This is a genomic window from Paenibacillus sp. BAC0078 (assembly GCF_054483875.1).
Genome location: NZ_JBTLRW010000008.1, coordinates 35752 through 56486, shown reverse-complemented (window position 1 = coordinate 56486; position 20735 = coordinate 35752). Strand labels below are relative to the sequence as shown.

20 protein-coding genes are annotated in these 20735 nt (G+C 48.9%); 9 read left to right on the top strand and 11 right to left on the bottom strand.

What is annotated here, in order from left to right; translation table 11 throughout:
- Positions 1 to 99 precede the first annotated feature (99 nt).
- The gene (locus tag ACX1DY_RS16280) at positions 100 to 1734 is read right to left on the bottom strand and encodes a sensor domain-containing diguanylate cyclase (RefSeq protein ID WP_458965242.1); all 1635 of its coding nucleotides are present in this window, start codon (positions 1732 to 1734) and stop codon (positions 100 to 102) included.
- A 164-nt stretch (positions 1735 to 1898) separates the two neighbouring features.
- On the opposite strand from ACX1DY_RS16280, the gene ACX1DY_RS16275 reads away from it, so the two are divergent.
- Both ACX1DY_RS16275 and ACX1DY_RS16270 read left to right on the top strand, forming a co-directional pair.
- Positions 1899 to 2183: a hypothetical protein gene (locus ACX1DY_RS16275; protein ID WP_458965241.1), complete on the top strand. Its 285-nt coding sequence runs from the start codon at positions 1899 to 1901 to the stop codon at positions 2181 to 2183.
- 89 nt (positions 2184 to 2272) lie between these two features.
- Positions 2273 to 2653: a PilZ domain-containing protein gene (locus ACX1DY_RS16270; RefSeq protein WP_458965240.1), complete on the top strand. Its 381-nt coding sequence runs from the start codon at positions 2273 to 2275 to the stop codon at positions 2651 to 2653.
- 132 nt (positions 2654 to 2785) lie between these two features.
- Here ACX1DY_RS16270 and ACX1DY_RS16265 read toward each other — a convergent pair whose 3' ends face one another.
- Genes ACX1DY_RS16265 through ACX1DY_RS16245 form a run of 5 tightly spaced genes read right to left on the bottom strand, consistent with a single transcriptional unit; the run spans position 2786 to position 6310 of the window.
- Positions 2786 to 3517 carry a hypothetical protein gene (locus ACX1DY_RS16265; protein WP_458965239.1) on the bottom strand — a complete coding sequence of 244 codons (732 nt, stop codon included), beginning with the start codon at positions 3515 to 3517 and terminating at the stop codon, positions 2786 to 2788.
- The gene (locus tag ACX1DY_RS16260) at positions 3511 to 4212 is read right to left on the bottom strand and encodes an ABC transporter ATP-binding protein (protein ID WP_458965238.1); all 702 of its coding nucleotides are present in this window, start codon (positions 4210 to 4212) and stop codon (positions 3511 to 3513) included. The genes ACX1DY_RS16265 and ACX1DY_RS16260 overlap by 7 nt, the downstream gene beginning before the upstream one ends.
- A 13-nt stretch (positions 4213 to 4225) precedes the next feature.
- Positions 4226 to 4600, bottom strand: coding sequence for a GntR family transcriptional regulator (locus ACX1DY_RS16255; RefSeq protein WP_458965237.1), 375 nt, complete (start codon positions 4598 to 4600; stop codon positions 4226 to 4228).
- The gene (locus tag ACX1DY_RS16250; RefSeq protein WP_458965236.1) at positions 4600 to 5346 is read right to left on the bottom strand and encodes a DUF2705 family protein; all 747 of its coding nucleotides are present in this window, start codon (positions 5344 to 5346) and stop codon (positions 4600 to 4602) included. The genes ACX1DY_RS16255 and ACX1DY_RS16250 overlap by 1 nt, the downstream gene beginning before the upstream one ends.
- Positions 5339 to 6310 carry an ABC transporter ATP-binding protein gene (locus ACX1DY_RS16245; RefSeq protein WP_458965235.1) on the bottom strand — a complete coding sequence of 324 codons (972 nt, stop codon included), beginning with the start codon at positions 6308 to 6310 and terminating at the stop codon, positions 5339 to 5341. The genes ACX1DY_RS16250 and ACX1DY_RS16245 overlap by 8 nt, the downstream gene beginning before the upstream one ends.
- Positions 6311 to 6537: 227 nt before the next feature.
- On the opposite strand from ACX1DY_RS16245, the gene ACX1DY_RS16240 reads away from it, so the two are divergent.
- Positions 6538 to 6927 (top strand): hypothetical protein, encoded by a 390-nt coding sequence (locus ACX1DY_RS16240; protein WP_458965234.1) that lies wholly within the window; start codon positions 6538 to 6540, stop codon positions 6925 to 6927.
- A gap of 144 nt (positions 6928 to 7071) precedes the next feature.
- Here the strand turns inward: ACX1DY_RS16240 and ACX1DY_RS16235 are convergent, their stop codons facing one another.
- A complete protein-coding gene (locus tag ACX1DY_RS16235; RefSeq protein WP_458965233.1) occupies positions 7072 to 8148 on the bottom strand; it encodes a glycosyltransferase in 1077 nt (358 codons plus the stop codon).
- A gap of 196 nt (positions 8149 to 8344) precedes the next feature.
- On the opposite strand from ACX1DY_RS16235, the gene ACX1DY_RS16230 reads away from it, so the two are divergent.
- Complete coding sequence (locus tag ACX1DY_RS16230) at positions 8345 to 9238, top strand: sulfurtransferase (protein ID WP_458965232.1); 894 nt, start codon at positions 8345 to 8347, stop codon at positions 9236 to 9238.
- Between the two features lie 99 nt (positions 9239 to 9337).
- On the opposite strand, the gene ltrA is transcribed toward ACX1DY_RS16230, so the two are convergent.
- Positions 9338 to 10534, bottom strand: a complete 1197-nt coding sequence (gene ltrA / locus ACX1DY_RS16225) for a group II intron reverse transcriptase/maturase (RefSeq protein WP_458965231.1) — start codon at positions 10532 to 10534, stop codon at positions 9338 to 9340.
- The gene (locus ACX1DY_RS16220; RefSeq protein ID WP_458965230.1) at positions 10500 to 10736 is read right to left on the bottom strand and encodes a hypothetical protein; all 237 of its coding nucleotides are present in this window, start codon (positions 10734 to 10736) and stop codon (positions 10500 to 10502) included. The genes ltrA and ACX1DY_RS16220 overlap by 35 nt, the downstream gene beginning before the upstream one ends.
- A gap of 461 nt (positions 10737 to 11197) precedes the next feature.
- Between ACX1DY_RS16220 and ACX1DY_RS16215 the strand changes: the two genes are divergently transcribed.
- A complete protein-coding gene (locus tag ACX1DY_RS16215; RefSeq protein WP_458965229.1) occupies positions 11198 to 11473 on the top strand; it encodes a hypothetical protein in 276 nt (91 codons plus the stop codon).
- 283 nt (positions 11474 to 11756) lie between these two features.
- Positions 11757 to 14033, top strand: coding sequence for a preprotein translocase subunit SecA (locus ACX1DY_RS16210; protein ID WP_458965228.1), 2277 nt, complete (start codon positions 11757 to 11759; stop codon positions 14031 to 14033).
- A 321-nt stretch (positions 14034 to 14354) separates the two neighbouring features.
- Here the strand turns inward: ACX1DY_RS16210 and ACX1DY_RS16205 are convergent, their stop codons facing one another.
- A complete protein-coding gene (locus ACX1DY_RS16205) occupies positions 14355 to 15320 on the bottom strand; it encodes an alpha/beta hydrolase (RefSeq protein WP_458965227.1) in 966 nt (321 codons plus the stop codon).
- A 590-nt stretch (positions 15321 to 15910) separates the two neighbouring features.
- Positions 15911 to 18304, bottom strand: coding sequence for a polyprenyl synthetase family protein (locus ACX1DY_RS16200; RefSeq protein WP_458965226.1), 2394 nt, complete (start codon positions 18302 to 18304; stop codon positions 15911 to 15913).
- Between the two features lie 134 nt (positions 18305 to 18438).
- Here ACX1DY_RS16200 and ACX1DY_RS16195 point away from each other — a divergent pair, with 134 nt between their 5' ends.
- The 3 genes from ACX1DY_RS16195 to ACX1DY_RS16185 all read left to right on the top strand — a co-directional run bounded on the left by ACX1DY_RS16195 (position 18439) and on the right by ACX1DY_RS16185 (position 20735).
- A complete protein-coding gene (locus tag ACX1DY_RS16195; protein WP_458965225.1) occupies positions 18439 to 19200 on the top strand; it encodes a MerR family transcriptional regulator in 762 nt (253 codons plus the stop codon).
- A 70-nt stretch (positions 19201 to 19270) separates the two neighbouring features.
- Positions 19271 to 20005 (top strand): ABC transporter ATP-binding protein, encoded by a 735-nt coding sequence (locus ACX1DY_RS16190; RefSeq protein WP_458965224.1) that lies wholly within the window; start codon positions 19271 to 19273, stop codon positions 20003 to 20005.
- Positions 20006 to 20051: 46 nt separating this feature from the next.
- On the top strand, positions 20052 to 20735 hold the full coding sequence (locus tag ACX1DY_RS16185) for an ABC transporter permease (RefSeq protein ID WP_458965223.1): 684 nt from the start codon (positions 20052 to 20054) through the stop codon (positions 20733 to 20735).

Genomic DNA, 20735 nt, shown 5'->3' with positions numbered 1-20735 from the left:
GCTGTTGGTCTGACGGAATCACAAAAAAACCTTTCCCCACAGCACGCCGGATGATTCACCAGCGGTATGAAGAAAGGTTCTAGCATCACTTGATATGTTTTAACCAGCCGCCTCAAAGGTGATCCGGTTCTTGCCGCTGCGCTTGGAGATATACAGTGCCTCATCCGCCAGCCTTAGCGTCTCATCCGTGTCGGCACCATCAGGCGACCATATTGCGGCACCTACGCTGCAGCCTACATGAATGTTTTCTCCTCTGATCACAATGGGCAGGTTGATCTTGCTGATGATCCGTGAAGCCACGATTTCCGCTTCCTGCGCAGGCTTGCTTGCTGATGTATTCAGAACTACGATGAACTCATCTCCGCCCAGACGGGCGACAATTTCATTATCGCGGGTGCAATCCAGCAGCCGGAAAGCGACCTCTTGCAGCAGAGCATCGCCTGTAGCATGACCCTGCGTATCATTGACTTTTTTGAAGCCGTCCAGATCCAGATATAAAAAGCTGAGTGTGGTCCTGTTTTGCTTGGCTTTGCTGACCGCGTGAGCGAGGAATTCATTCAGAGCAGCCCGATTTGGAAGCCCGGTGAGCTTGTCATGCATCGCCATATCCGACATATAGGTTAGCTTGCTCTCTACCTTGGTCAGATTATTGACCAATTGGCGCAAGGAGGCGGACAGGACCGCCACATCCTTGAAGCGTGTTGAGACCGGAATTTCCACGTTGGCTCCGGCGCTTAGGAGATCGGCGGTCTTCGTAATATTGTTGAGCGGCCGGGTAATCCAGCCAGCAAGGAACCAGCCGATGACAGCGAACAATACAGCAGAAGCCAATCCGCTAAATACGATAAAACGCTCAAGCTGATGAACCGAAGCAAAAGCCACATCTGTTGGCTGACGAATAATCACCGTCCAACCCAGACCCGGATAATTCTGATAACCCTTGCCATAGGCATATCCTGTCAGGTAAGACTCCTTCTTGCTGCCATCCTCTTCTACTATCCAGGAGTTTGTTCCCGCCCTGGCTAACTTGAGTGCTCCATCTGACATCCTCTTGCCTACCAGCTCCGCAGGACCGAGCAGAATGGTGTCATCCTTCTTACTGACCACAAACGCCTCCACGTCCTGCAAACGTTCCTTCAGGGGAGCCATAATTGACTTCTCCACCTCACGCGACCATTCCCAGCTAAGATGTGCAGCCAGCACGCCGATAACCCGCCCCTCTTTGTTGTAGACAGGAGCGCTTACATCTACGAACTGCAGTACTTCCCCGCTTGGATTAGGCAGCAGCTTGGACAACAGCACCGCATCATGCACATCGCCAGTGTACAGCCCCTTCAAGCCTTCCTGGAAGACGGGTCTTTGGCTGATATTTTGTCCCAGCAATACATTGTCCGTAGAGGAGAGCACCATCCCCTTGGCATCGAGAAATCCAATCCAGGTGAACACCGGCAGGCTGCTCTTCAGCTGATTCAGCAAGCCGCTGACCTCCGCCTGATCTACTGGCGTCTGAAAAGCGTTTAGCTTGCTCAGCACCTCTACTTCTGCGGAACGCGACGACATGAATTGATCCAGCTTCTCCGACAACTGATAGGCCTCCTCAGCAAAGGAACCTCCGATTCTGGCTTCAACAGATTTCGAAGAATGACTGCCGATGATATAGCTTAGCAAAACGGTTATTAGAATGATAACAACTGCAAAAGCACTTGCAAATAAGGTACGCAGGTTAAAGGACATTCAAATTCTCCTTGTCGAAATGAGTCAATATTTATGTATCGGCATCTTTCTTAATTTAACTGATGTCTTGTAGCAAAATTATACTGAGTTCATTGCATGATAGTGCTTACAATTTGGCAATATAGTATAATCTGCTCAGCAACCACAACAAGGAGTGATCGGTAATGACTGAACAATTTGAAATGTACGATGACCCGTTCAAGATGCTTATACTTCTGGCTACACTGGTATCCGAGAAGCAGGACGTAGAGCTCAAATATGAGCATGTCCCCTCCTACAGTAATGAAGTTTTCTCTATCGAGCATGAGAAGTTCGTCTACAAAAAAGATGGAACCGAAATTACCTGGTTTGAATTCCTTGGCAGAGACATCTCCTGCTCCCGGGATCTGAAGCGTTCCGAATATAACAAGATGTTCGTCGATTGTATGGCTTCTCTCTATAATTTGTAAATTCCCGTCATTTCTAAAAATAGCACTTTAGTAGATTGCCCTGCCCGGTCCATTTCGATATAATAGCAAAAAAGCTAGCGGAGGTAAAAATGGACGACTCCAGCAGAAAAGAACCATTCCGATATGTAATGAACCAGCCTATAGAATGCTGGCTTGAAATTCCCGCCAGTAGTTCCGGCCCAGGTGCCGGGAAATTAACTGAAGGGGTACTGCTTGATCTCAGCCGTTCCGGCTGCAAAGTGCGCACCTCGCTTAATATCCGTTTTACCACGGGCGATACGAAGCTGACGATCCATTTCCAGCTTGCGGAAGAAAAGCTTCATTTCGAAGGCAGTGTACGCTGGGGCTGGATGTTTGGACTCGGTCAATACCAGTACGGGATAAGACTTGATTTGCAGGAAGCGCAAGAAGAGCAGCTTCTCCGCGAGCTGGAAATCTGGACGAATGGACGCAGCGCGCAGGGACTATAGAACATTTGGAATGATAGACGCCCTCATTCAGAGGACGTCTTTTTGGATTGCAGACGCCCAGGCACCTTTCCCTTTGCACAAAAGCGAAAGATCGGCTCATGCCAAGCTTCCGCTTCACGCGGCGGAATGGAGTTAGTTCTCGATCCTCTTTTTCACAAGCAAAGTAGTAACATAAACAAGTATCGCTCCAATAACCGCTTCAAATAAGAACGGCCAAAAGTTGTTTACGGAGATATCCACCTTAAGATTACTAGGCACAGGAGACGTTTGATAAACACTAAACCGGAATGCATTCTCAAGACCAATTGTTTGATTGCCCCATATCTGCATCTCTATGAAATTCAAACCATTCTCAAGCACCATAAAAACCGCAATTCCAATCCATATTTTCCCTTTGATCCGTAAGCTTCTGGCCACAGTGATGACGAACATCAAGAGAATGAGTTCAAAACCGGCCAGCCAGACGAAATAAAAAGTGTTCCAAGCAGCCACAGTCCAGAAATGCTCAGTAAGAAAATCAGGAGAATAGGCAAGTATATAAATTCCCAAATGGAGTGCGGCAATACCTACCACAGACAACAGCAGCACCCAGCAGAACAGTAACGGCGAAAGCACATTCTGAACGATAGGGACCGGCACAAGCCGTCTGGCATAGGATCTTAAATAACGGTCATAGCTGATGATGGCGGAGAGCACCAGAGAATAGCCGAAAACACCATACGTCAGCATATTAATCGAGATCAGATCGGTGCCCATGGAGCCGTTCGTAATCCATATTCCAGCCTGGACAAGCAGCATGATAACGAAGTAAGCGAGCACCCGCTCCCGTTTGCGCCTAAAATCGTATTTCAATAGCTTCAGCATTCTGCGTACACCTCTCTAAACAGTTCATCGACGCTTTTTCCACGCTGAAGCCGAAGCTCCTCAACTTCACTTTGCAGCACCAGCCCGCCGTCCTTTATAAAAATCACTTCATCAAAAATCCGCTCAATGTCCGTCACCAGATGCGTGGAGAGCAGAATCGTACTATCTTCCTCGTAGAACTCCATCAGCGCATTGAGAATCCTCGTCCGGGCAACCGGATCGACGCCGCCAATCGGCTCATCCAGGATATATAAGCTGGCCCTGCGTGAGAGCACCATGGTCAGCTGCAGGCGTTCGCTCATCCCTTTGGACAGAGTCTGTACCTTATCTTGCTCTCTAAGCTTCATGAATTCCAGCATCCGCTTCGCTTTGCCTTCATCGAAGTCAGGATAGAAATCCTTCTGAAATTTCAGCGCGTCCCCAACTCTCATCCAAGATTCGGTCAAAGGACGGTCCGGCATGAACGACACCAGTGTTTTGCTTGCTTCGCCCACCGGGACGCCCAGCACGGAAATGTTGCCTGAGGTCGGCTGAGCCAGACCGGCGATAAGCTTCATAAGAGTACTTTTACCGCTGCCGTTGCTGCCAAGCAGTCCGACGATTTTACCGGCACTCAGTGAAAATGAAACTTCACGCAGTGCGTGTTTGGAGCCGTATTTTTTTGTTACATTCTGTACTTGAAGTATCCTGTCCACCGCAACAATCCCCCTATTGTTTATCACGCGTCTGAATATTCTCCGCCACAGCCGACAGAATATCTTCACCCTGAAAGCCAAGCTCCTGCATGCCGCGAATGAAACGGTCCAGCACTTCCTGCGCCATTTCTTTTTTGATCGTCAGGATCGTCTGTTCATTGCCGGTCACATATCTGCCCATTCCCCGCCGGGTCTCCACGATTTCTTCACGCTCCAGTTCCTGAAAGGTTCTTTGCACTGTATTCGGATTAATTTGCAGCTCAGCGGCCAATTCACGCACGGAGGGGATTTTATCGCCCGGCTTCAGCTTGCCTGTGACGATCTCCCCTTTGATGTAATTCATGATCTGGAGATAAATTGGCTGATTGTTGTCAAATTCAATAGTCATCAAGCAACGTCCCTTCGTCTGAACACGGCAAATCCCGCCAGGAGAAACAGCAGCATATACACAGCAAGCATCATAATCGAAAATCCCAAGGTCATCCCCGGAATCGGCGCCCCACCGCCCTCGTAAGCAGATAGATTCAGATTGGGAAATAATACGTATTTGTAAAATTCGCGGGAGATCACCATTCGGTCAATCGTAATGGCAAACATCGTAGCGCCAATGGTTACGCCAGTGGAGGTGGTCACTGTTCCGAGCATAAAAGCGAGCGTTGCATATACAACCATGTACACGCAAGTGTACAACAAGGAAGTAAGGATATCAGTGATCCCTGCTTCCCCTCCGCTGCCCCCAAACCACAGCATCCCTGCGATAAAAGTTGCAGCCACGGCAACCACTGTCAAGCTTAGGCCATACAGCAGCACGGTCACATATTTGGAGGCCAAAATCGCCGACCGGCTGCGGGCGCGGATCAGCAGGAACTTGATGGTTCCCTGGCTATGCTCCTTGGCTACAATCCCCGCCGTTCCGATAATGACTATAATTGTAAGCATCTGGCCAACTTGGGACGGCAGCAGCATTTCCGCTGTAAAGGCAAACGGCGAAGCATAGCTCGCACCAGCAACCGAGTGAACAATGTAGCCCAGCAATAGCGGCAGCAAAATTAGAAGCCCATAGGCGATGAAAAAGGTTCGTTTCTTCGATAGCTTAAGCCACTCATTCAGAACCAGCCTGTTAAATTTACGCAATGCGGTTTCCTCCCGTCCATTTCAGGAAATCTTCCTCTAGGCTTTGCTTATTTTCCGTAATCCGGTAGACTCCCACTTTGGCTTCGCTAAAAGCTGCAACAAGCTCCGGCACCTTCAAATCCGGCAGGTTAACAATAACCTCGGAGTGTGCCGCATCCATGCGGACAAGCTGTACCCCCTGCTGACCTTCGATGACTGACACGGCAGCAGCAACCTCGTCAACACGGATTGCAAGCGATACAGCAGCCTCTTCCTGCGCTTCTCCTCCAAGTGAAGTTACCGTCACCAGACTGCCATTCTGGATCACAACAGCACGATGGCATATCTGCTCGACCTCCGCAAGCATATGACTGGAGATCAAAATCGCTATCCCCTCCACCTCAGCTATCCTGCGCATATATTCGCGCATTTCACGGATTCCTGCGGGGTCGAGCCCGTTCGTAGGCTCATCCAGAATAAGCAGCTTCGGTGAATGCAGCAGTGCTTGTGCGATCCCCAGACGCTGCCGCATCCCCAGGGAATAGGCCTTGACCTTCTTGCTCATGGCTTCCTGCAGACCGACCAGCTCCACAACTTCAGCAATCCGCGACTCAGCAATGTTATCGCTCATCCGCAGATACTGCTTCAGATTGTCATAGCCGGTCATGTGACCGTAAAATTCAGGATTCTCAATAATCGCCCCTATATGAGCGATAGCCTTGTTGAAATCTTTACGAATGCTGTGGCCTTGTACCACTACATCCCCTTCCGACATTCGGATTAGCCCTGTCATCATGCGGATGGTAGTCGTCTTCCCGGCACCATTTGGACCGAGCAGACCGACAATCTCACCCTTGCGGATGTCAAAAGACAGCTTGTTCACAATAGCTTTTCCCTTAATAATTTTGCTGACTCCATTCATTTGCAGAACTGGAGGAGCAGCCTCTTTCCCTGCAGACCCTTGCTTATACGCAATCTGATTCATAATAGCCTCCTGATCGGTATTATTTATCGCTTGGCGATATATATAAGGAATGTATCTGTGTATTAGTTACATAGTACACCGACTCATTGCTTTTGTAAAGCCTATAAACTCAAGTGTTAATTGCTTGTCTGTTATTCGCCTTTTTATATTTACTAATGATAGCAATCCAATACAATCTATTAAATCGACATATATTGTGTTATCAAAAGAAAAGGAGGTGAGCAAACATGGCGGTTCATTCGATCGGTGCAGTTGCCAACCTGGACCCAACTCTCGCCCCTATCTCACAATTCGTTCAGCTTCGCATTACGAACACCACTGCAGCAAGACTCCAGCCTATTGTGGTCAATGCTTACAGCGTTACAGATGCCGGACCTGAAGGTGTGGTAGAAACACTGTATTTCACAACAACTTTTGCAATCGCGAGTGCACATGGTGTAGTTACTCTTGTAATTCCTACTACGGTAGCCAATTACACGATTAACGTCTCTTCACCAGGAGCAGCCGGATTCGTAAGCGACGTTTCTCTTTACGCTCAAGGGAGAGATGCTGCCGGATTCCCGGTTCCCGAACAAACCTTCCCATTTGGCGATTGGGACCTTATCACCAACGTTTAAAAGCTTTACCTGGCTCAGGGATATCCCTGAGCTTTTTTATTGTGGTCAGGCCCGGCAGAAGTCAAGCATTTATGCACGGCGAAAAGACCGCCGGATTCCACCTTTTTGGATGGCCCGCCGATCTTAACTTCCATCGTAAACTACTTATTTGAATATATCTGCAAGCTTGGATTTCACTATTTGACCCGCATTAAACTTGCTTTTAATCTTATCGGAACCATTTTTGCCAACATTCATTGCTGCTTCAAAGTGATTCTTGATCCAAATCAACCTGTCATAAAGAGCATCCCCACCCGGTTCAACTTCAAAATAATCCCTGCCTTCTTCGAGAATAAACCTGTCGCTTCGAGGATTCGTCGTGACAAGCACACTGCCCGTTGACATCGCATCAACAGCCGCAGTGGTTGGAAAACCATCTAAAGCAAATCGATCCGGAACACTGCAATTCAGGAATATATGGGTCCTTTCATACACTGACTTTAATTTTTCAGGGGAAAGCAGACCGTAGAATGTATAATTTTTATTTGTTAATCGTTCTAAGTGATCCTCCCAATCACCAATTAAATTTAAATGAAAATCATCCGGAAGGCGATTAAACGCATCTGCCATAATGGGGAACCCTTTTCTAATGGCATTAAACGCACAGAATGTCAGCTGTATCGGAATTTCAACTTTCTTTTGTTGGAATGTATATAAATCGGTATTGATCACAACCGGATAATAAATACTGGCCGGAATTGCTTCAATTACTTCATTGATATTTGTAAATACGGTCGAACAATGCTGTCCTGCAAAGGTAAGAAACTCTTTTTGGGTCCACGGATCGAGACCGCCGCCAGGGTACAAGGTAGCATGGAGTCTAATATGCCGCTCCTCCAAAAACGTTTTTATATTGAGATTCGGATTTGCTCCTGGCATATAGCTGCCATCCGGAAGAAAGCAATGTCCCAGTAAACTAAGCGTTAAATTCAAGAAAACACAATACACATCTGTTATTCCCTCAGAGACTGCAACCTTCATGAACTCAGAAAAAGGATACACTTTAGCAGGGAAGTCATCATCATTAGGTACAGTCGCAAAGAACAGTGTATCCGGCCTTTGCTCTAATATATTTAAGTTCTCCCAATAACGGAAACCGCTTAGCTTCCATGGAAACCTCGTATCAATTACTGCAAGACGCCGGTTCGCTTGCGTGTGAAATTGCTGGCCAGATACTTCCATGCTCTCACCCTTTCCCTAAATCGCTGTCCCCCCAAAACGAATATAACAGACATTTCGTATATATATGTAGCTCCACCGGCCGTTGTGCCAGGTGCTGCTAACAACCTAACAACAATATTATGGATCTTGCCATGCGAGTCCACGGCTTTTCCGCTATAATTAATTTCATCTTGATATGAGCAAAGGATGGGATACTATGGAAGCTACCGTGTCCAAGCGCTGGCTGCTGGCAAGACTCTATGAGCCGGAGCAGACAATTGTGGACTGCCGTTTTACACTGGGGAAACCTCAGGCTGGACGAGAAAGCTATGAGCAAGAGCATATTCCGGGAGCGGTCTATCTCGATCTGGAGCTGGATCTCTCAAGCCCGGTAGGGGAACACGGCGGACGCCACCCTCTGCCTGACCCGCAAGATCTGGCAACACGCCTCTCGAAGCTCGGAATCGGAAACGACACACGCGTTGTTGCCTATGACGATGAGAGCGGCATGAACGCCGCACGGCTCTGGTGGCTGCTGCGTTATCTGGGACATGAGCAGGTATTCATTCTGGAGGGCGGCTTCAGCGCCTGGAAGGCAGAAAAATTCCCTGTCACGGATCATCAGCCGGTGCGGGTGCCAAGCAGCTTCATTCCGAATGTGCAGCCGCAGATGCTCGCAGGCGTTGACGAGGTTCGCCAAGTGTCGGAGAAGCTGGCTAGTGCCGGAGCCGGGACTGATTCTGGAAGTGACATTTCCGCTGTCTTCCCTGCTGTCCCGGTTCTCATTGATTCCCGCGCTAATGATCGCTATAAAGGCCAGAACGAGACCATGGATAAAAAAGCCGGACATATTCCAGGAGCGGTCAACTACTTTTGGAAAGATACGCAGAATGCAGATGGCAGCTTCAAAAGCGCAGAACAGTTGCAAACGCATTTCGCCGGACTGGACAAGAACGCTGAGATCATCGTCTATTGCGGCTCAGGTGTAACCGCCTGCCCGAATGTACTGGCGCTGGAGAAGGCCGGGTACAAGAATGTGCGGTTGTATGCGGGGAGCTGGAGTGACTGGATTAGCTATGAGGAGAATCCGGTGGCTACGGGGGAAGAGTAAGGGCGGAACAACGGACAACAATAATCGAGTAGGAGACTGCCCATTAGTTGAGCAGCCGACCTCTCACACCACCGTACGTACCGTTCGGTATACGGCGGTTCAACCGCTTGAGTGCAATTGACGCAGACGCTCGTACTGCGCAGGAAAGTCATAATATCCTGCCTGTGCGAGCTTTTCGTTTGTTACAGAGCGATTCAACACCGCGCTTCCGGCTATTCGCCAGTAACCCAGCCTTGTGTTCCCCCATTGGTAGGCCTGCCACTCCGGCACTCCCAGCTTTCGCAGGTTCTGCACCTTCGTTCTCGGCTTCTTCCATTGCTTCCAGATGTACATCCGCATCCGTCTTCGCAGCCATTCGTTCCAGCTTTGCAGCATTCGCTTCATGTCCGCTACGTAGAAATAGCCGATCCAGCCCCGAATATAGACTTTCACGTCCTCCATCACCTGCCGCGCATTCCTGCCTTGACTTCGACTCGTGAGTTCCTTCAACTTCTTCTTTGCTTTCACTAGCGATTGGTGGTGTACGCGGACGTAGACGCCCCTTCCACTCTTGCCCAGCGCAAATCCGAGGAATTTGAAGTGTTTCTGTGCCACGACGCTGACCACCTTGCTTTTCTGCACATTCATTTGCAGCTTGAGCTTCTGCTCCAAATACGTCCGGCTAGATTCCAGCAGCCGCATGGCTGCCCGCTTGCTTTTCGCAAGCACGACGATATCATCCGCATAGCGGATGACCCTCACGCCTCGGCTTTCCATCTCCTGATCAAACTCGTTCAGATAGATGTTGGCTAGCAGCGGGGACAACGGCCCGCCCTGGGGCGCACCTTCTTCCGTTGCCCGACGTACACCGTTCTCCATCACTCCGCTTTTCAGGTATTTCTTGATCAGGTCGATGACGCGTTTATCCTGAATTTGTTTGCGTAGCATGTTCAAAAGAAGCTCATGGTTCAGCGTGTCGAAGTATTTCGACAAGTCGATTTCAACCGCATGTCCATAGCCTTGCTCGGCATAGGCTTTTACTTTTCGAATGGCTTGCTGTGCGCTTCGTCCCGGGCGGTAGCCGTAGCTTCCGTCCGAGAAGAGTGGCTCGAACAATGGTTGTAGTTGTTGAGCGAGCGCTTGCTGGATCACCCGATCTACGACGGTCGGGATGCCCAACTTTCGCCCGCCGCTTCCATCTGGTTTGGGGATTTCCTTGCGCCGCACCGGGTTTGGTTTGTAGCTTCCTTCCCGAATACGCTCTATGAGTTCGTCTCTGTTTTCACGCAGCCACGGCAGCGCCGCCTCGACGGTCATGCCAAATTCCCGGCGCTCCGTGGTTGCGTTTGACCTGCCTATACGCCCGGTTCAGATTATCTCTGTCCAATACGCATTCCATCAGGTCAGTTGCACCGTCTCTTTCTCTACCTTCCCGAACTTCGATACTCCGCGCTCCTGCATACCCTTCGCGTTCCACGCTATCTCTTTGTCGGCAGCCCTTTCGGTTTTCTGCTTTCATCGCATCGACTCTCCTTTCGGTCTGTACTCGAGACTTACGATTGTTCAGCCCTTCCGCTTGCCGCTATCGCGGCTCGCGTACTATGGCTTCTGCTGACTTCTCACAGCAAGCTTTACTCCGTGTTTCGGATTTTTTTTTTTCTACTCCACGTCTGTGAGATCTCCCCGGGTAAGAGCGATAACTTTCCCCTCATCCATCTGCCACATTTACATAATGAGATTCGGGCAGTATTGGACTTCGCTTTGTGTAGCAAGCTCGTCCGTCTCACCATGCCTTCGATGTGATTTCTGTTCGTCAGACCGAGGGTTTGCCTCCGGCTTCCTTCAGATTCGGCCTCACGACCGACACCCTTGCCTTTGGCTAACAGTTCCTACTGCCAAGCCTGTAGCGGACTTGCACCGCCTAGTTATCGCCCATGCCGGGCGCACTACAAACAAAAAATACATCGCCATGTAGGATAAGTGCACACTGGCGATGTATTTTTTGTTTCGGAAGACAACTCGGAGTCGGCAGTTAGCTCAGCCAATTGGGTCGATCCCCATTCCAGCGTATCCGGGGCAAAAGTAATATACATGCCCACTCTGCCCGAACCGTTGTATGTACAAGGGGCAATTCTGTACGCAGTGGAGTACGAGAATGTCAAAAAAAGCTGGATGACCAAGCTGTATCGGTACATGACCGTCCGCAACGTCAATACTGTCCTGAAGATCTACCAGTTGATGCAAAATGCAATATAGTGTTTACATTTTGAAATACATAAGTTACAATCTTTCCCAACCTATAACTGGAAAGGATTTCTCGTATGCTTGTTAACAACGTTCGTGAACTGAGGGCACGCTTCAGATGGTCGCAGCAAGACCTATTACTTTCAACCACATTGCTTGTAAGCATTTATAATCGAAGAAATCAGAAAGACCGCAAACGCGTCTTAGGCTCGATGGCGGTCAGCCTTGCGTTTTGAAGCAATGCAAATATTGTTGAAAACTAAGCGTATTTCTACTGAGAGGAGATTAAATTCCTATGAATATAGCCGTCAAGTTGATGCAAAAATTCAAAGACCGCGATATCCAGAATAAGCTGAAGGTCTATCGGGACAAAGTGGAGCTCATCAGGAAACGGAATTTGGAAGCATGGGACGATGGGCAGCTTCAAGCGGAATCCCTCCGGCTGCAAAAAGAAGCAAAATCGGGCACGCCTTTGGATGAGCTGCTTGTCGATGCTTATGCGTTAGTCTGCGAGGCAGCGAAGAGAAAGCTCGGACTACAGCCTTACGATGTCCAGATCATGGCTGCCATCGCTCTACATGAGAGATTTCTGATCGAGCAGCATACCGGTGAAGGAAAAACGCTCTCTGCTGTTATGCCTGCTTATCTAAATGCGCTGACCGGCGAAGGTGTTCATGTGCTGACTTTTAACGATTATTTGGCCAAGCGGGATGCGGAGTGGATGGGCCCGATCTATCGTTTCCTCGGGTTAACGGTAAACTCGGTTCAATCCGGCATGAGCCTGTCCGGGAAACGGGATGCATACGCCAAGGATATAACCTATGTTACGGCCAAAGAAGCGGGATTCGATTACTTGCGCGACACAATCGCACTAAGCGAAGCCGATACCGTGCATCGTCCTTTCCACTACGTCATCGTCGACGAAGCGGATTCGCTGCTTCTCGACGAAGCGCGGGTGCCGCTGGTCATCAGTAGCGATTCGGCCTCTTCCAGGAGCGACGGCTTTCGTTTCGCAGAAGTGGCCCGGCAGCTCAAGCAAGATGAGCATTACGACTTCGACGAGTTCCAGCGGAACGTTTACTTAAATGAAGCAGGCGCTGCGAAAGCGGAATTGCTGCTGGGATGCGGTAATTTGTACGATAGCCATAATAGTCATTTGCTAACGTCATTAAATTGCGCGCTGCATGCGGAATCGTTATTGAAGAAAGAAATCGATTACATCGTCCGGAACGGCAAAATCGATCTGATCGAAGAATATACCGGCCGCGTGGCGGAGAACCGGTATTTGCCGGACGGGCTCCAAGCCGCGCTTACAGCCAAAGAGGGGCTGCAGCTCGTAGCCGGCGGGAAAATTCTCGGGACGATCACCATCCAACACTTCATCAGCCTGTATCCGCAGATTTGCGGAATGACGGCTACCGCGCATGCTTCCGCAACGGACTTCGAAGATATTTATGCGCTGCAGGTCGTGCAAATCCCGCCGAACCGGCCAAACAACCGGATCGACCATCTGCACCGGGTTTTTACCCATAAAGAAGCCAAGCTTAAGGCACTCGTACAAGAAATCTCATCCGTCCATAGGACGGGACGTCCAATTCTCATTGGTACGTCAAGCGTCGAAGAGTCTGCCATGCTGGCAGAGGCGCTAGCGGCTGCCGGCGTACCTTGTCATGTTCTGAATGCGAAAAACGACGCGGAAGAAGCCGGCATCATCGCCAAAGCGGGAGAAACCGGCGCAGTGACGGTGTCTACAAATATGGCGGGACGCGGCGTCGATATCCGGCTCGGCGGCGGCGACCCCGCGCAAGATGAGGTTGTCGCCAAGCTGGGCGGGTTGTACGTGATTGGCACCCATGTGAACGAAAGCGTGCGGATCGACGACCAGCTGCGCGGGCGTTCCGGCCGCCAAGGCGACCCGGGAGCTTCCGTTTTTTATGTAAGCTTGGAGGACGAGCTGCTGCTTCGCTTCGGCATCCATAAAGCGGTTCGCGCTCCCAGGCAGGATGAGGCTCTTGAAGAGCCGGTGCTCAGTAGCAAGATCACAAGTATTCGGCGTATTGTTATGGGCCAAAATTTCGATATCCACAAGGAATTGAACTGTTATTCGGATATGGTGGAGGATCAGAGGCGAATTCTATACGCGGAGCGGCTAAGGATTTTGAAAGGCGAGAAGCCGATGAGCCCTTCGGAGCAGCGGATACGGCTTTTTTATTTCGACGAGTTCTGGGCTGAACATCTGGCATACGCTTCTTACCTTCGCGAAAGCATCCACTTGGAGAGCCTTGCCAGCCGCAATCCGATCGACGAATTTCATGCACAAATCACCGAAGCCTACGAGCAAATTCCTTCTAAAATAAATAGCGCGTCGGAAAATATGCTTAAAAGGCTCGGAGGTTCGAATGACCCGGCGGAGTGGGAAAAGTTCGGTCTGAAGAGCCCAGCATCCACCCGGACTTATATTATCAACGATCAATACCTCCAGAATAAGCGCAGCTCATGGACCGGAACAACCGTATTTGCTTATTGGATTCGCATGATTATGAGGCCGATATTCAAGCTGTCAAAGTATTGATGCAGCGTAGCTTTTTCAAGAATGATCGCGTTGACTCCGTGTTGATTTCGGGGCACAAAAAATACATCGCCGGTGAGTATAAGCTACTTGGCGATGTAAATGTCTGACAAGCTCCGCTTCTTGATTCCGCTCTAGGAGAGAATGGTGAGAACGGAAAGAATTTTACCAATGGCAGGATGGTTGCATTAACCAGGACAGCATTCGCTGGAGAAAGACATCAGTAGGAATCTCTCGCCTCAATTCTTGGCTAATGACACAAAAGCAAGGAGTCTATCGGACCCCCTGCAATCATGAACTAGGTTTCTTTTTGTTTTATGTCTTTTATTGGCGAATCCAGGCATTGGCCAGCAGCATTGCACCTTTAGCTGCATTTGTATCGGCCAGCACATTCAGCATGACGAAGTCATGAATGATGCCCTGGAAGCGGACGGCCGTCACGGGCACGCCCGCTTCGCGCAATTTATTGGCATACGCTTCGCCTTCATCGCGAAGCACGTCCGCTTCACCGGTAATGACAAGTGCTTCCGGCAAACCTTGCAGTTGATTCAGATCCGCACGAAGCGGAGAAGCATAAATTTCCGCTCTTTGCTCCGAATCGGTCGTATATTGGTCCCAGAACCATTGCATTCCGTCCCGGCGTAGAAAGTAACCTTCTGCGAATTGTTGATAAGACGGCGTGTCAAATGCAGCATTTGTTACCGGATAAAAAAGAAGCTGTTTGCTGATTTTCGGACCTTTGCGGTCTTTGGCCATCAGCGTGGTTGCTGCCGTCATATTCCCGCCAACACTATCCCCTGCTGCCGCAATCTGATCGGATTTCAAGTTATGACTGGAACCTTCATTAGAGATCCACTCCAACACGGTGTAAATTTGCTCGATAGCAACAGGATAACGGACTTCAGGAGACAAATCATAGTTGGTGAACACGACAGCCGAATTCGAACCGACAGCCAGTTCGCGAATCAAACGGTCATGCGTGTGGGCATTGCCGAATACCCATCCGGCGCCGTGAGTGTATAGAATGACAGGCAAAGCCACATTTGCGTTTTGCGGTCTTATTATCCGGATCGATACTTCGCCCGTTGGCCCGCCCGGAATCGTCAAATCTTCAATATCAACCGCAGGTTTGGCGATTTCGCCGGACTGCACTTGGTCAACGGTTTCGCGTCCTTTGGTTGGACCAAGGTCAAACAAATATGGAGGGCCCGCGGTATCTTCCACGAATTTTTGTGCTGCCGACTCAAGTACAACTTTGTTTTCATTCGCTTTATTGTTTGCTGTTGTCATCAAAAAATCCTCCTTAAACATAGTTGCCTGGTCTAGTCTTGCACGGTTCCGAGAAAAGAATTCTCCCATCGAACCAAATGGTCCGACTATAATAAATTCAATATTAAATTTCTTAAATTTTAATTATTATCGATTAAAATTTGTTACTATACCCAATGTCAACTGGCTCACCATCTTTTACCCTAGTCCGCAATGATTTAAACATTTCAAAAAAACATGTCGCATTTAATGAATCTCATGTACCATTCGGACCGCATATTCCTTTCACAAAAATAAACAAGCACATAAAAGATGAGAGCGGAAGCATCTTGCCCATTTCACCATACTCATCTGGACATTTAGTTATGACTGATTTATCAAGGGTAAATACGAAGAGCCCGCACCTGTGGCGTGGGCTTTTTGTGTTGGAGTAATGTATACTACCTGGATACCGAAACTGAAGGAACCGGCAGGATAGAGCAGAGCGATCATACACACGTTGAATGAACATGGTTACGACAGCGAATTACTGGCGAGGGCTTTGTCAGAACCCCATCTGGAGCTTATTCATGAGCGTTTGAAATAGAGAATTATGCCCCGCATATTGCATGTTAACGGTCCCGATGCACCACATAATTCATTAAATGCTTCAGAAACGCGATATTGCGGGGCAATTCCTTCAGTGCTTCCAGGGCAAGGCAGTAGTGCTCCCACATCTCCTTACTGGCGCCTTCAAGGCCAAGGATGGATACGAAATTCGAATTGTTGTTACCGGAATCCTGGCCAACAGGCTTGCCGAGTAGGCGCATGTCTCCTTCCACATCAAGCAAATCATCCTTAATCTGAAAAGCAATCCCCATATGATAGGCGTACTTCTTGAGCGCAGCAATTTCCGATTCACTGACTCCTGCGAGCATGGCCGGCATAACCAGACAAGCCTCAAACGCTACCCCTGTTTTGTAAAAGCACACCATATTCAGTTGCTCCAGCGTCAATGCTTTTCCTTTTGAGTCTAAATCCATCGCCTGCCCCATACACATCTCTTCTGCCTTTTGGGCCGAGTAGCGGATCAAAGCAAGCACAGTCTCAGCCTTGAACCGTTCAAGAGACGCTTGTTCTCCTATCGCCTTCTGGATCAGATACAGGCCGGTTAATTCCGCAGTAGCGCTATTGTGAACCTGATGCAAGGTCTGGCGCCCTCTGCGGGTTGACGCATTATCCTGTGAAGGCAGATCATCAAAAATCAGGGATGCAGTGTGCATATACTCCAGCGATCTCAGCAGCGGTATGATTGCCTCCCCATCTAAGCCGTACTCATTCACACCCATGACCCAAGTCAAAATCGGGCGTACCCGCTTCCCATCCCCTTCCAGGCTGTAATTTGCAGCATCTATAAGCTGTTCCTTCATTGCCGGAATCCCTTGAGGCTTGGTAAATTTCAATTGGCTGTTAATCTGATTGCGGACATTCATCAGCGTATTGAAGAAGTCTTCCTTCTCCTTGGCATCGCTTCTCAGCTCAGCTATCATCCGGTCCCGCAGCAGCTTGTCGAAGAAATCCACATCATCCGCTTGCTGCACCATTTTCTGAATGAGACGGTTAAACTCCGGATTACCGGAGGCAAAAGTCGCCATCACTTCATCATATCTAACAGCACCTACACGTTCTTTATAACGTTTAAGTCCATTGATCGCCCGATCCAGCAGCACCTCGCGGGCCTTCGCATCAGAGCTGTATACGTTATGAATCAGATTGGAAATGACCGTCCAGTATAGCTCGAAGGGATTGATCAGATCCGCTCTTTGCTGATGATATTGCAGATAATAGGTATAAGGTGTTACCGCACCGTCATTCATATCATCAACCATATCCGCAAAATCATCGGCAAGCTGGTTATAGATGCCAAAAAAGAAGGTCCGTTGTTCAAATCCCCCATCCTCAGGGGCACTGCTCACGGAGCGGGCAATCAGCCGGGACGAGGAAGATTTTAAAATGACGGGGATATACAGCTCTTCATTGGTGTAATCGGCTCGCGCCAGCACCTTGACACGGTCGATATCCTGCGCATGAAAAAAGACATACGACTGCTCGAAAAATGTCTGCTGCGTATCCGGCCCCTGATGTTCCTTGATATACTCAAAGGCTTCCGAGAGCTCCGAATGGATGTACAAAATCAACTCCATATTATCTCCGGACCATTCGCCCAGCTCAGGCACAGCTCCAGTGAGAAGCGCAGTACGTATCATGTCGGAGTATTGCTCTTTCTCTTGAACCGTCAAAACATTGGAATCAAGAAGATCATCAATGAACGGATAGGTTAAGCCATAGGAATATCCAAGCCTGATAGCTTCATCCAGCCGGCGGGAACGTTCCTCAGGGGATACTCCATCGCCCATCTCTTCCATCACATGCAGAACAACGCCAACGATGATTTTGATCAGCTTACGCTGGGCATGCTCAGCATTCATTCCCTCCGGAATATGGGAAGATACGGACCTTAGTTTGCCCAATACCCAGATTGTGGCAGCTTCGATCCCTTCCTTTTGAGCCCACCGGTACACCCCGGCCAAATTCATAAACTCCGGCTGGTTCTCCCTGTTTGCGTTGGTGGACTTAAGCAAGTATTTCTTCAAGTCAGCAATGGTTCGCTGAATCCCGGTCTGCGTGACAGGAGAATTCAGGGCTTTGCCCAGATCCCTCATATAAATGTAGGAGACACTCCGGTCCAGGTAAGCATCCAATTTCCCCGTATAATTCAGCCACTGAATGTATCTATAATAATCCCTGGTATCGGGTTTACTCTTTCCTTGTGAAAAGAAGGATAGCCATGCAAACCGGCGCATATGATTCTTTTTCCATATTTCGATATCCTCAGTCAAGGCAGTCACATAAGACTTATCCTTAACCTGATTGCAAAGTGACGCAAAATACTGGGCCGCCTTCTGCTCCGACCTTCGATATCCTGTATCAGCCTGATTTTTAATGTTTTCATTCATAGGATGCACTACCTCAATTTTTTATTTGTTCGGATCATACTTTTTAACTTTATACGAAAGATAATCTGCAAGGTTACGAAATCATACACCATACTTTTGCTTAGTGTTATGATCTAGGTAAGGATTGGAGGTCAACTCACTGAATGAATACCTATAGAACATCTGAAATTGCACGCACCATCGGAATCCACCCCAATACGGTGCGGCTTTACGAGGACCTTGGGCTGATCCCCAAGCCGGAACGCAAACCAAATGGCTACCGGGTTTTTACAGATCTGCATCTGGAGCAGTTTAAGCTTGCCAGAACGGCCCTGCAGGTAGAGGTTCTGCAAAACGGCCTGCGAAAAAAAGCGATTGATATTATTAAAACATCGGCTGCCGGAGATTTTGACAGAGCGATTCTGCTTACCCGAAGCTATCTGCAGCAAATTGAGCAGGAGCACCAAAACGCCGAAGAAGCTCTATCCATTGCAGAGCAGCTATTGTCAGGCAAGAAGCGGGAAACGGACAACACCTACTTCACCAGAAAAGAAACGGCTGACCATCTGCAAATCTCAATGGATGCTCTGAGGAACTGGGAAATGAACGGTTTGCTTACGGTCAAACGGAGGCAAAATGGCTATCGAGTGTATACGCATGAAGATATTAGCCTGCTCAAAATCATACGTTCCTTGCGCTGTGCGAATTATTCCCTTGCAGCGATTCTACGGATGCTAAGTGCCCTGTCCAGTGATCCGAAGGCAGACATTCGTGAGGTTATTGATACGCCTCAAGCTCATGAAGGCATCATTTCGGTATGCGATAAGCTGCTCACCTCCTTGCGATATGCCGAAACGAATGCTCGAAGCATGCTCCTGCACCTGGAAGAAATGAAGAAACACTTCAAGGCAAACCCTCCACTTTAACACCAGACTTTGCTCTGGTGTTATTCTTTTTTTTGCACCAAAAAATAACAACCGGGAGGGCCCGATTAGCATGGAAACAACAATCAAGGTCAATGAACTAAGCAAGTCCTACGGCACACTTAAGGCGGTCGACAATATTAGTATATCCGTCTGCCGCGGCGAGGTGTTCGGCTTGCTGGGAGCAAACGGTGCAGGGAAAAGCACCACCATTGAGTGTATCTTAGGCACGAAGCAGCAGGATGCGGGAACTGTATCTATTCTGGGAATGAATCCCCACTCAGACCGCAAAAAGCTGTTCGAGCGGGTTGGCGTTCAATTTCAGGAAGCCAATTATCAGAACAAAATCACGGTGGCGGAGCTTTGTGAGGTCACACAATCTTTTTACAAAACATCTGTGGCTTACATAGACTTGCTGCAACAATTTGGCCTGGCGGCCAAAGTAAAAAATCAAGTCGGCGAGCTTTCGGGCGGACAAAAGCAGCGTTTGTTCATCGTCCTCGCGTTAATTCCCAATCCCGAGGTTGTGTTTTTAGATGAGCTAACGACTGGACTGGATGCAAGAGCACGGCGGGATGTGTGGAAATGCCTGGCGGAGTTGAAAGCACAAGGGCTGACCATTCTGTTGACCTCGCACTTTATGGATGAAGTGGAAGCGCTGTGCGACAAGATCAGCATTCTAAAGAACGGTAAAAGCATATTTTACGGAACCGTACAGGAGGCTATTGCAGCCAGCCCGTATGATAAATTTGAGGATGCTTACCTGTGGTACACAGATGAGGAGGAACAAGAACATGCGGACATTTAGCACCCTGTTCAAAACAGAGCTTAAATTATCGCTGCGGGGCATGGATATGCTGATTTTTGCAATCTGTATGCCGGTTGTGATGGTGGTTATTCTCGGAATTATTTATGGAAACAAACCCGCGTTTGACGGAGCACAATATTCTTTCCTTGAACAGTCCTTCGGGGCTGCTGCAACTATCGCAATATGTGCCGGTGGCGTGATGGGTCTGCCCTTGGTTGTATCCGATTACCGGCATAAAAAAATTCTGAGGAGGTTCCAGGTAACTCCTGTCAGTCCTGCCCTCATTTTGGCGGTACAGGTTGCCATCTATGCGCTCTATTCCGTTGCTTCACTTATCCTTGTATATGCCGTTTCAGCTTCTTTCTTCGACTATACCTTTGCTGGTTCATGGCTCCAATTTTTAGGTGCATACTTCTTAATTATGGCATCTATGTTCAGCATTGGGCTGCTGGTGGGAGGAGTGGCGCCAGATATTAAAACAGCTGGCATCTTAGCCAGCCTGTTGTATTTTCCGATGCTGATTTTCTCAGGAACTACATTGCCTTATGAGGTAATGCCGGCTCCCCTGCAAAGGATTGCCGATTTCATGCCGCTGACTCAAGGAATCAAGCTGCTGAAGGTCACCTCACTCGGCTTGCCCATCGAAAATGCTCTGGTTCCCATTATTGTGATGATCGTTGTAGCGGTAATCTGTGCAGGCGCTTCTCTCCGCTTTTTTAGATGGGAATAA